The sequence below is a fragment of the Sporosarcina sp. Y1011 genome (assembly GCF_057669885.1).
On record NZ_JBYHFP010000008.1, the window covers coordinates 58,387 to 70,895 of the forward strand.

The following is a 12,509-nucleotide window of genomic DNA, read 5'->3' on the forward strand; positions in this document are numbered from 1 at the left end:
TAGTGTCTTACACCTCTGTGGAGTAATGCGGTTTTCTCTACCAAGCACCTCATCCCAGTGCTTGCTAAGAATTGATCTTCATTGTTGAAAAAACGGGATGAATCGTTTCTTATATAGGAAAGCAATGATATTCAAGATCGAGCTAGGAATTTTCTTGCTACTGAAAAATTTGCGATAAAATTGGGGGTAAGCTTTTTTCAGGTTATTCCACTGCTGACAGTCTTTCTTTTGCCTATAACGTGCCACGTCAATGAGCTTTATTTCGTTATTTGAAGTGATGAAAATATTGCGCAAGTGAATGTCAGATGGATTTAAGCCCAAATTCGAAGCCAAGGATAGTGCGTGATCAATTTCATCGATATGCGCGGTTGTTATAACTTTTCCATGTGTTAGACATTCAAAAAGTGTATAACCATCAATATAGTCCATGACAAGATAATTTAATCCAGTCTCATAAATCGAAGGGAAATAAGGAGTATCTTGAAGTACTTTATAAATTTCAGCTTCTTCTTTTGCGATGTGTATATATATTGGAAAGAACACTTTAATTGATATATTTGATGATTTGATCCTGAATACAAATGCACTTCTTCCTGTTCCGATGTGTTCTAAAGATTTATCGTATCGAACCAGTTGATTTTTCTCGTTAATGATGACCGTATTTACAAGCTCTTGATAAGTAGTCAAATATTAACCTCCAATAATTTTATAGAATGACCAGGGCTAAGCGCTAGAGTTCGAAAGTGTAATATCACTATTTGTAGGATATCCTGAGCCTGATAGTTTATGATTAAGCCAAGAAAACTCGTAACTTCAGTTGTGGGAGGCTCATAGTGCTCATAAAAATAAAAAGAAACGCCATAACCATTACTTGGTTAAAGCGTCTCTAAAGAAACAAAAGACCTCACCAAATAAATGGTAAGGTCTCGCAAACAACGATTGTCGCCAATAAAGCCGAGGAACCAGTCCTGTGTTGACGACTTTACTGTATTAGCTACTCCCCTTAACGGAAATTGACTAGTTTAATTTGTAGTATCACTATAAATATAAACCACTTAAATGTCAATATTGAATATGTTATCAAGTTAGAAAGCAGCCGTTCTTCCTTTTAATCATAGAATAGTTACAAACACGCTTATTTTAGTTTACATCCCATTTATTTATTGAACCGTATATCCTCCATCTAGTACTACCGCTTGCCCAGTTATTCCTTTCGCGCCTTCACCTGATAAGAATAAAACCAGTTCTGCAATTTCTTTTACATCTAGAAGACGTTTTTGTGGAACCAAAGGATAAATCACTTCTTCAAGTACGGACTCAAAGGGAACATTTCTCAAACTCGCTAAGTCTTGAAGCTGATTGCGCACTAAAGGGGTATCTGCGTATCCTGGACAAATTGCATTAACAGTAATTCCATCTTCCGCTGTTTCCAATGCCGCCACTTTAGTCAAGCCAATAACACCATGCTTCGCGGAATTATAAGCAGCTTTCCCTGCAAATCCAACCAATCCATTGATGGAAGCCATGTTGAAGATTCTTCCGAATTTTTGTTTTCGCATATGCGGCAATACTAGTTTGATAGCCATAAACGGCGCAGTCAGCATTATCTTAATCAGTTGTTCAAATTTCTCTGTTGGGAAATCCTCTAACATCGCGACGTGTTGCATACCTGCATTATTGATTAATATATCTATGCGCCCAAACTGGGTGATTGTACGATCAATTGCTAGCTTTAAATCTTCTTCTATCGTCACATCACACTTTAACCCAACTACTCCATTTCCAAGTGATAAAGCTGCGTCTTTAACTTTATCTTCATTTATATCCGTAAGAACGACCGTGGCACCAGCTTTTGAAAACTCCTTCGCAATCTCAAAGCCAATTCCCTGTGCGGCACCGGTTATTAAAAGCACTTTTCCATTCTGCATATTAATTCCCCCTCATTAATATAGTCTCTAGTAAACATCTAATAACAATTAAATCCCAAATCCAAATGAAAATAATATAATGGCTATAACAACACCGATTGCCGGAACAATTACAGTTACTGCACCTACTGCCCCGTACGCAGCTTTGTGTGTCTCACCAGCAATTGACTGGATAGTCGTTACAACGTAACCGTTATGCGGAAGTGAATCGAGAGCACCGGATGAAATTGCGACAACCCTGTGCAAAGCTTCTGCATTTACACCCATATCCAGATAATGCGGAGCCAGTAGCGGTAGTGCAATTGCTTGACCACCTGATGATGAACCTGTCATCCCCGCAATAACAGATACTGCGATTGCCGCGCCAATTAAAGGCGATCCTGGAATATTGGTCATTGCATCTACAGCGTTTTGGAAAGCAGGCACATTCCTTGCCACTCCTCCGAAACCAACAACAGCAGCAGTATTACCTATTGCGACCATTGCCCCGAGTGTACCTGCAGAAACTGCCGCACCGAAATTGCTTGAAAATTTTCTACCTACAATGAAGGTAGCTATTATTCCTCCGAGGAGAGCGACTATTAGTGCAGATTGCTCAAGAGAATTGTGGAATACATAGGAAATTAACAATACAATTAGTAGTGGAATCATTGCCAAGAACGGATTGGGTAATGCGCGAGTCGTATCGAATGTCGGATCAGATTCCCTATCTACAAATAGTTCACCTTTATTCACCGCTTTGGTAATCATTCGTTTCAACCACCAATAACCAAACACAGCCATGAAAACAGCAACAATTATACTAACTTCCCATCCAGCATAAGGAGTCGTACCTAAAAACTCAATGGGAATCCAGTTTTGAATTTCTGGAGAACCAGCAGACGTCATTGTGAAAGTAACAGATCCTAGTGCAAGTGTTGCCGGGATGAATCTTCTAGGTAAATTAGCTTGTTTGAACAATGAGATAGCCATTGGATATACCGAGAAAGCAACTACGAACAAACTTACACCACCGTATGTTAGGATTGCACACGCAGCTACGATTGCTAAAACTGCAAATTTCATACCTAACTTTTCTACAAACCATTTAGCGACAGCATCTGCAGCCCCACTGTCTTCCATAACTTTACCAAACACGGCACCTAACAGGAACATTAAATACCATGACATGATAAATCCAGTAAAACCTGTCATATAGCTCGTGACGAAGTTTGCCTCCCCTTCACCAGCAAGCTGTGGGAATAACGACATGCCACTCATTAATGCAACAAACAATGCTGAAACGGGTCCAGCAATTAAAATGTTTACTCCTTTCATCGTTAATAAGATTAGCAGTCCCAATCCGCCGATAAGACCAATCATACCTAATACTCCCATGAACATTTCCCCCCAAAAACTTATATTAAGACGATTCTTTAATTTATTTGAACGTCTACTTTTACATTTTTCATAATCAGGTTAACTTCTGTAGTGTCAATGACGTCTTGGACAGTGAACCCTTCAAAAACTTCTTTTAGTTCCAATCCACCTGAAGTCACTTCCATTAGTGCACGCTCGGTAATGATTAGGTTTACTACTCCTTTTCCTGTAAGAGGTAGTTCACACATCTTTTTAATCTTTGCCGTGCCGTCTTTCGCGGTATGATCCATAATCACAATGATTTTTTTTGCGCCATGTACAAGATCCATTGCACCGCCCATCCCTTTAATCATCTTTCCTGGAATCATCCAGTTAGCGAGATCACCTTTTTCAGATACTTCCATAGCTCCTAAAATAGCAACATCAACGTGACCACCACGAATCATCGCAAACGATTCAGCACTTGTAAAAAATGCCGCCCCCGGAATACTTGTTACGGTTTCTTTCCCAGCATTTATTAAATCTGCATCGACTTGATCTTCCGTGGGGTATGGACCAATCCCCAAAAGTCCATTTTCAGATTGAAGGACGACAGTTTTATTCTCTGAAATAAAGTTCGCAACAAGTGTTGGCATACCTATACCGAGGTTCACATAATCGCCGTCTTTTAATTCTTTTTCAGCACGCATTGCAATTCGCTCTCTCATATTGATTTGACTCATGAACTTCAGTCCCCTTTCATTAGTAAGAACGTATCGTTAAACGTTCAATCCGTTTTTCTTGGTTTGCTTGAAGTAATCCTTTCACGTAAATACTAGGTGTATGAATCATATCCGGATCTAAATCACCGCTTTCTACAATTTCTTCTACTTCTGCAATTGTGAAATTTCCGGCAGCAGCCATCATCGGATTAAAGTTTTGAGCAGTCTTGTTATAAATTAAGTTTCCAAATGTATCTGCTTTAGCAGCGCGAATCAACGCGAAGTCTGCTTTTAATGCTTCTTCTAATACATACTCTTTGCCGTCATATAAACGAATTTCTTTGCCCTCCGCAACCGAAGTACCTACGCCAGCAGGTGTGAAAAACGCCGGAATCCCAGCTCCACCTGCACGTATTTTTTCTGCTAGCGTTCCTTGAGGCGTCAATTCAACCTCAATTTCCCCTGATAGAACTTGGCGTTCAAATTCCTTATTTTCACCAACGTATGATCCTATCATTTTCTTAATTTGTTTATTTTTCAAGAGAATCCCTAGTCCCCAATCGTCCACTCCACAGTTATTCGAAATAACCGTCAAATCTTTAACTCCACTCTTAGCAAGAGCAAGAATTAATTTCTCTGGAATACCAACTAGACCAAACCCCCCCACCATGACCGTTGCTCCATCTTGAATTTGCTGAACAGCTTCTTCTGCAGAAGCATAAATTTGTTTCATGTAATTTCCTCCTCACAAATTTGTATGAATGGTGAAGATTAAAACGCTTTCATTCATTTAAACAGATAATAAATATGCTTGCAAACCCTTATATTACGGGCATTCTAACCAATTCAAAAAACGCATTCCAGATATCCGGAATGCGTTCAGATAATTCAGTACACTACATACACTTCGCTCTTTTAGAAGTCCGTAAATCTGGACAAAATTCCGATTAACCGGAATCTAGGTCATAAGTTATATTTTTTAACTTTTTCATAGAATGTACTTTTACTTAATCCCAAAACGTTGGCTGCATCTCGTTTGTTTGGATGATGTTGCAATGTTTCAAATAAAATATCCCTCTCTAGTTTCTCTATTAATTCAGCTAATGTCTCAGAATTATTTGTATTAAATATTCGCTCCATTTTTACTTGTTGTGGCAATGCATTTGGTTCAATCGTCTCTCCATTCGTCAAATAGACTGCTGCTTGAATAACATTTTGCAGTTCACGAACATTTCCAGGCCAATGGTAGGCTTGCAAATAATCCATTGTTTTCGTGGCAATCAAAAGATTTCTTTTTCCTGCTTTAAGTAGAGCTTCATGGAATAAGTAATTTGTAATATCAAGAAAGTCCTCCATTCTTTCACGTAACGGGGGAACTTCAAGCGTAATCGCCTGTATTCGGTAATAAAGATCTTCCCGAAACTTTCCAGACTCAATCAAAGCTTTCAAAGGCTTATTTGTAGCTGCTATTATCCTAACATTTACTTTCCTCGTTTTATGTAATTCATGTGATTCTATTTCGCCATCATTTAAAACTCGCAATAATTTTGCCTGCACCGGAAGTGACATATCCCCTATGTCATCCAAAAACAAAGTTCCCCCATCTGCTAAATGGAATCGCCCACTCTTTTCAAGTTGAGTGGATTGTCCAGCATTTAAATCAGTGATACCGAATAGTTCTACTTCCAATAACTCGGGGGGGATTGCCGCGCAACTAATCTTTATTAATGGCTTTTCTGACCGATCAGAAAGCTGATGGATACTGTGAGCAAAAGACTCTTTTCCCGTTCCACTTTCTCCTTGGATGAGTATAGGAAGATTACTAGGAGCAATCATTTGAATAGTTTCCTTAATGGATCTGATTACTTGAGAAGATCCTTGAATTTCATTTAACCGATGAGCTGAACCGGAAGAAGCAATAGCTCCGAAATGAATTTTTTCAATTGTACTTTTCACATGAGAACTTAGATTATGCCATTCATTGAGGTCCCTAAATATCACACTTCCGAAAGCTCCTACAATTTCACCGTCTACAGTCAATGGCACTCTGTTTGCTAACATATAGGTTCCTTTAATGAAGTGAGGTGAAGCGATATGCTCTATGCCTGTTTTGATAACTTCATGCATTTGAGTATTTTCAATTACTTCGTCTACAGGTTTACCGATTGCATCTTCTCGCTCAACCTCTAAGAATTTACAATAATCTTCGTTGATATACATAATCCTTGAGTCTTTATCAACTACAACAAACCATTGAAATGCAGTTTCTAGTATTTGCGTAAGAACGGATTCAGGTAAATGTTCAGACAATGCTTTCATGGTATTCCCCTCCCTTGTTATTTAACAATTAATCTCACAAGCTTAAATAATTACATTGTTTCAATTAGCATTCAATCTACACTCTTTGTAGTTACTCTACAACCGAATTCATGCTTTAGAGCGACCATCTTTATACTTAAAACAGTCATAACCCCGTCCTGATAGCAAGACGAGGTTTAAATTAATTTATATTACTTCATTTAAAAATTTACTTTTTTACTCTTTATTCCAATAAGTTACTCTCTAAAAGATCACAAACGAGTACTTCTAAATCCCTCATTAAACTGGAGCTATATAGTAACTCACGATAAAAATTTGGTAGTTGAACGCAACGTGTTTTTTTACTTATTGGTAAAATATATTGTGCCGTTAAATACTTATTGGACTAATGAAGCTCTCAAATTAGTAATGTCATTTTCCAAATACCCCTTTAAACAAGTTAGCATGTAGACCCAACCTTCTTTTTGGCCAATCATTTTATTTACTATTTCTGGGTCATCCTCTTTTAAACCTGATTCATTTACTTCAATAATAGTACTCTTATCATCCAGCTCTTTTAATATAATTGTAACGACTGTTTCTTGACCATATTCGCCCCACGAAAAAACAATTTCCTTATCCCCATTGATTTCCAATACATTTATTACTACTTCCGCATTGTATTCATCATATCTCCAAGTAATTGTCTTGCCTTGCTCTACTCTTCCACTTCCCGATGAAAACCAATAATTAGACATTTTTTCAGGATCTACTATGGCTTCAAATACATCTTTAGCAGGTTTAAGTATTTTTAATTTCGTAATTAGTTGAGTATCCACACTACATCATCTCACTTTCGAAAATTTAATGATTCTTCTATATGTATTATAATCAAATATAGAAATAGTATACTTTTCCAACTCCTCAAAAACCCCTTTATTTATAGGCTTCTTCTGAAAATCCCTTATGCTGCCCTATTTCTTCAATCACGTTAAACACTTAACTTTAGCCTTTTCAATATAGGTCCCTCTTGCCGTTTTACTGAAATTTCAGTAAAAATTTTTTATAAACAGTATAAAGGAGTTTTTCTATTGGTCTACTATATTTTAGGGAAGTATGGAAGTTACTAAATTTTGATAATATAAAACTATTCTCCTAGTATACAATAGAATCAGCGAGCCTTCACTTATTAATTTCGAGAAATGGCTCGCTTCTAAAAATGTAGAGATTTTTCCAAACATTCCTTAAGCTGGGATAAGTGCTATGCGAGTGTTTATGATGTGATTAAATTCGATCCTAATTTGATTCGAGAAGGTGCTCTACAAGTTGCAGATTTAATCCCCATAATGAAATGCGCGTTCTTATATGAATTATCTAGCGAGGGCGCATTAGGCTAATAGCAACTTCATTAGAAATACAAACAAGCTCAACCTTTTGTGAATATGGCTGAGCTTTTGCTTTATCCTATGGGATTGTAGTGTGCTGTACCAATAGTGTCGTGCACCTGCTTTTATTCTTCAATTAGTAAATCGAATAGTTCAGACCAGTTCACGATTCGCTGAATATCTAAATGCGTATTGTAGGGTTGGCTCTTCGCGAATACGTTTAGGGGCCGATCGCTCAATGTCTCTAGAACTGCAGGCTTGTCATCGAAATAATAGTCAAGTTCTAAATCTTTAATGATATGAACCTTGTCTACATCATTCATTCCATAATAAAATCTATCTTTTTGAACCGGAAACTTATTTTCAATCATCCATTCCATTGTACGCTCGCCATGTTCTTTCGGCCTCGCCGTTATATAATAGATGTCATGTCCTTCACTAGCCAGCCTTTGCAATGTTTCCACAGCATCAGGATACGGCGGGCATGATGTATAATAGATTTCATCTAGCGAACTGCTCCACATCTCGCTGCCTTGTTCAGCTGTCATGTCAAAAAGCTCGTGAATTTCAACCTTTTCCAGTGCATGAAAGAGATCTACATTCACATTCCGATTTAACTTTTTATTGTATATTTGAAAAGCATGTTCTCTAAGATTGATCAATGTATCATCAATATCAAAACCGAATTTCATATTAATCTCCCTCAGCTTGTCTATTAGTATATTTCGGATAGCCAGTGAACTTGAAATCGTTACCTATTTGAGTAACGTGGAGATCTTCCAAATCGACAGCATCACGCATTAGTTCAATTCCTGTTCCTTCAAGGAATGTAGGTGCATGGGCACCTCCAACTAGTTTGGGTGCGATATATATCTCCACTTTGTCGACGAGCTGATTTTCCAGGAATGCAGCGTGAATCGAACCTCCCCCCTCGATTAGTACAGAAGAAACAAGCTTTTCACCGAGAATCCGAATGACATCATTCGGGTCCACCTGCTTGATTCCTGAGGTGGGATAAATCGAAACTCCTTGTTCTTCCAGACTCTTCTTGGCATCTTGATTATACTTATTTGCAGTGAAAATCCACGTTTCTGCCTGCCCATCTGTTATAACCTTTGAATCTAATGGAATTCGCAGCGAGGAGTCTAAAATGATTCGTATCGGATTTCTTCCATTCGGAATCCTCGTCGTCAATTCGGGATCATCCTCGATTACGGTATTTACACCAACTAAAATAGCCATATTTTCATTTCGCAATACATGTACATCGTTTCTCGCCTCAGGTGATGTAATCCATTTGCTGTCGGCTGTATGCGTAGCAATTTTCCCATCTAGTGTGCTTCCAGCTTTCATCGTTAGGAATGGCTTCTGTTCGACGATGAATTTGTTAAATACTTCATTCATCTTTCGAGACTTCTCTTCCAATACACCCACAACCACTTCAATTCCTGCATCTTCCAAAATCTTTACACCGTTGCCGGCAACAACTGGATTCGGATCTAGTGTGGCAATGACTACTTTCTTAATTCCCGCTTCAACAATCGCTATTGCACAAGGGCCCGTCCGCCCGTAATGCGAGCATGGCTCAAGGGTGACATAAATCGTTCCACCTTTTGCCTTCTCGCCAGCCATACGGATAGCATGGATTTCAGCATGCGGTTCACCAGCCTTCAAATGTGTACCGATACCAACTATTCGATTTTCATTGATAATAACCGAACCGACAAGTGGATTCGGATTAGTCTGCCCTTTCATCGCACGTGCATTCTCTAGGGCCAAATTCATGTAAATTTCATGGTTAGTCATGCGTAGATGTCCCTTCTTCCTCCATATGCCCAGAACGTCGAATCTTTGTCTGCAAATACTTCTCATTGAACTCTGATTTATCGCCCCATAATGGTTCTCGTCCAGATATAGGAAGACCGGCATTTTGCAGTGCTTCCATTTTCTTTGGATTATTCGTCATAAGCTTTACAGGTTTTGATCGGAGTTTCTTTAGAACGCGAATTGCATCCTCGTAATTTCTAGAATCATCGACAAATCCAAGGCTTTCGTTTGCTTCCACTGTATCGTAACCATTCTCCTGAAGTACATATGCCATTGCTTTGCTGAATAAACCAATTCCACGGCCTTCATGGTTCGCCAAATAAAACAATGCACCTGTCCCATGATCCACAATATTCTTCATTGACTGCTTCAATTGATAACCGCAATCGCATCTTTTACTACCAAATATATCTCCCGTATGACAAATTGAATGCATCCTAATCAGCGCATCATCCGCTTCTTCAAAATCCCCGTATACAAGCACACTTGACTGCTGAAACTCCGCCAAATTGGCAGACGACAGTTGGTCAATGATTTCTTGATAATTTTCCGTAACTTGGCATCGATTAAGCCAGCAATACCATTGAAAAACAACCGTTTCTCCAAAAATATTCACAGGCAGTTTAATAGGTCCTACTAAGTAGATAGCACCTTCATCTGTTTCAATCAATTGAATTTTTTCTTTTAGGACATCAATAACTTTCGATTCCAGTTTCGCATGTAGCATAAAATCATTCCTTTTATTTATATTTGGATTTTAGTGTGAATTGATCTGTAAATAACATACCTCATTATATTAACCATTCGATTCATATGATACCTGTAATTGTACAACACTTACTTTATCTCGCATAGTTTGTTCAATTATTTCGTCATCTCTGTTCACCATTTTTGCAGGCGTATAATCGATATCTTTTTCCCTTCATATGAACAAACAAATATATTCACATAAAGATATTTATTCTATACAACTTAACATTCCCCTGTGAATAGCGTCAACCATACAAGACCTCTATCAGGATTTAGCTTTTGGGGTTATAAAAGTACTTCTTGTAATCAATGTCCTAAACTCTTTTAACACTTGTTTCATCGTTTCGATATAAGATCTTTTATTTCATGTCTTAAGAAGGTGTAGTTAGAGAATAACTATAGTATAGACCATTTTAAATTTATCATTTTCTTTTTAATTGAGGAGGTATAAAATGCCTGACGTAACTGTTTTTGGTGATAGAACTTTTGAAGTCGAAATAGGGAGAAAGTTAGTATTAGCACTAGAAGATAACGGTATAAATATCCTACACCGGTGCGGAGGCAAAGCTGTATGTACGACTTGCAGAGTAGAGATTTTGGAAGGTGATTACTTAGAGATAACCAAAAAGGAAAAGAAGGCCTTTGCGGATAAAGGAATTGATGATCATTTATTTGATGATTGTTTGCGTTTATCTTGCCAAATTCTTGTAAGTGGAGATATTACTGTTCGACCAATCATGACAATAGAAAACACCGGAAAAGCCGTTGGTGAAAGGCCAGCCGACTAATTCGAATTCCAGTTTTCATTTAAACTATTACGTCTGCAGATTAGCCGTTTACTTGCAATGAACTACTGAGTACCAATCATAATCACAGTTATAAAGGGTTTTAGTGGACACCATAGGCTTGTCTTTTCAAACATTTTGTTGCTTTTAATATCTAACCACAGCGCCAGGTGACCAGACCTGATTCTTGATTAGTATGCTCCAAGCTTCTAGTGATTTCTCAATGCGAACACCATTCTGTATTCAAGAGCTATTTAAACTTCCGTTTTTGTATGATACTCTTTTGGTGTGCCATTATAAAACTTCTTCTCATTGCTAGTCTGCTAACTTCAATGATACACGAATTTTTACAATGGCCATTTTCCACCTTAATTAAGTCGGCTTTGTTGACTTTACAAAGAGCCTTCCGGAAGTAATGAAATGAATGATTAATTGAGGGAGGTTTTTATTATGGCAGAGAAAGTCACTGTATTAGGCGCAGGTACAATGGGTCATGGAATTGCTCAGTTATACGCACAAGCAGGCTATAATGTATATATGTATGATATTAAAGACGAGTTTTTGGAAACTGCAATGACACGAATCTCTGATAACTTGGACATGTTAATCCAAGAAAATTCGATTACAGCATCTGTGAAAGAAAATACATTAAAACGAATATCTACATCTACTGATTTAAAAGAGGCCGTTAGCGAAACCCGATTTGTCACTGAAGCAGTATCTGAAAATCTAACCATTAAATTCGACTTATTTAAGCAGTTAGAGGAAGTCATAGAAGACGATACGATTATTGCATCCAATACATCTACGTTTTCCATTCAGCAACTATCAGAAGGCGTTCAAAAGACAGACCGTCTAATCATTACTCACTTCTTCAATCCAGCACATTTAGTTCCACTTGTAGAAGTCGTAAAAGGTCCAAAAACTTCACAAGATATCATTGATCGTACAGTAGAAGTTTTGAAAAATATCGGTAAGAAACCGATTGTCTTGAAAAAAGATATTCCCGGCCTAATTGCAAATCGCCTACAAGCTGCTTTAGTCCGTGAAGCATTCTTTCTTTTAGACAACGGTATTGCGGACGCAGAAGATATTGACTTAGCTATCACTGCTGGGCCTGGATTCAGATGGGCATTCATTGGACCATTAGAAACTGCAGATTTTGGTGGACTAGATATTTGGAAGAGCGTAGTTGAGAACCTGGCACCAGTTCTATCCAAAGAAGAGAAAGTCCCACTATTTGTTGAAGAAAAAGTTCAAAGTGGGAACCTCGGAACTAAAGCAGGTAATGGCTTATTCACTTATTCAGGTAACGATGAAGTTCAAAGAAGAATTAATGAACGTGATGTAAACTTCATTAGACTAGCTAATATTAAAAATAACAACAATAAATAATTTCGTCATCAGTGATTAAACTAAATCAAATATCTTGAAACAAAAATTAAAGGGAGCTGTCCTGTATACATACTCCCTTTT

At 37.9% G+C, this 12,509-nt stretch carries 12 protein-coding genes; 2 read left to right on the forward strand and 10 right to left on the reverse strand.

Translation table 11 applies throughout. From position 1 onward, the window contains the following. Window positions 1-78 precede the first annotated feature (78 nt). From AC25Y5_RS11370 to AC25Y5_RS11415, 10 genes are all read right to left on the reverse strand, one after another. Complete coding sequence (locus tag AC25Y5_RS11370) at window positions 79-687, reverse strand: protein kinase family protein (protein WP_488140392.1); 609 nt, start codon at window positions 685-687, stop codon at window positions 79-81. 473 nt (window positions 688-1,160) lie between these two features. After that, a complete protein-coding gene (locus AC25Y5_RS11375) occupies window positions 1,161-1,928 on the reverse strand; it encodes a 3-hydroxybutyrate dehydrogenase (RefSeq protein WP_488140393.1) in 768 nt (255 codons plus the stop codon). Between the two features lie 48 nt (window positions 1,929-1,976). After that, window positions 1,977-3,305, reverse strand: a complete 1,329-nt coding sequence (locus AC25Y5_RS11380; RefSeq protein ID WP_488140394.1) for a GntP family permease — start codon at window positions 3,303-3,305, stop codon at window positions 1,977-1,979. Window positions 3,306-3,343: 38 nt separating this feature from the next. After that, window positions 3,344-4,009 carry a 3-oxoacid CoA-transferase subunit B gene (locus AC25Y5_RS11385; protein WP_488140395.1) on the reverse strand — a complete coding sequence of 222 codons (666 nt, stop codon included), beginning with the start codon at window positions 4,007-4,009 and terminating at the stop codon, window positions 3,344-3,346. Window positions 4,010-4,028: 19 nt separating this feature from the next. After that, entirely contained in the window at window positions 4,029-4,721 is a 693-nt protein-coding gene (locus tag AC25Y5_RS11390; RefSeq protein WP_482100894.1) for a CoA transferase subunit A, read from the reverse strand. Window positions 4,722-4,951: 230 nt separating this feature from the next. Next, window positions 4,952-6,307 carry a sigma-54 interaction domain-containing protein gene (locus AC25Y5_RS11395; RefSeq protein WP_488140396.1) on the reverse strand — a complete coding sequence of 452 codons (1,356 nt, stop codon included), beginning with the start codon at window positions 6,305-6,307 and terminating at the stop codon, window positions 4,952-4,954. 377 nt (window positions 6,308-6,684) lie between these two features. Next, window positions 6,685-7,125 (reverse strand): SRPBCC family protein, encoded by a 441-nt coding sequence (locus AC25Y5_RS11400; RefSeq protein ID WP_488140397.1) that lies wholly within the window; start codon window positions 7,123-7,125, stop codon window positions 6,685-6,687. 671 nt (window positions 7,126-7,796) lie between these two features. Beyond that, on the reverse strand, window positions 7,797-8,363 hold the full coding sequence (locus AC25Y5_RS11405; protein ID WP_488140398.1) for a 5' nucleotidase, NT5C type: 567 nt from the start codon (window positions 8,361-8,363) through the stop codon (window positions 7,797-7,799). Between the two features lies 1 nt (window position 8,364). Continuing rightward, the gene (gene ribD / locus AC25Y5_RS11410) at window positions 8,365-9,477 is read right to left on the reverse strand and encodes a bifunctional diaminohydroxyphosphoribosylaminopyrimidine deaminase/5-amino-6-(5-phosphoribosylamino)uracil reductase RibD (RefSeq protein WP_488140399.1); all 1,113 of its coding nucleotides are present in this window, start codon (window positions 9,475-9,477) and stop codon (window positions 8,365-8,367) included. Beyond that, the gene (locus tag AC25Y5_RS11415; protein ID WP_482100898.1) at window positions 9,470-10,225 is read right to left on the reverse strand and encodes a GTP cyclohydrolase II; all 756 of its coding nucleotides are present in this window, start codon (window positions 10,223-10,225) and stop codon (window positions 9,470-9,472) included. Before AC25Y5_RS11415 ends, ribD begins: the two co-directional genes overlap by 8 nt. A 475-nt stretch (window positions 10,226-10,700) precedes the next feature. Between AC25Y5_RS11415 and AC25Y5_RS11420 the strand changes: the two genes are divergently transcribed. Next, complete coding sequence (locus AC25Y5_RS11420; RefSeq protein ID WP_488140400.1) at window positions 10,701-11,036, forward strand: 2Fe-2S iron-sulfur cluster-binding protein; 336 nt, start codon at window positions 10,701-10,703, stop codon at window positions 11,034-11,036. Window positions 11,037-11,483: 447 nt separating this feature from the next. After that, on the forward strand, window positions 11,484-12,428 hold the full coding sequence (locus tag AC25Y5_RS11425) for a 3-hydroxyacyl-CoA dehydrogenase family protein (protein WP_488140401.1): 945 nt from the start codon (window positions 11,484-11,486) through the stop codon (window positions 12,426-12,428). Window positions 12,429-12,509: the final 81 nt, after the last annotated feature.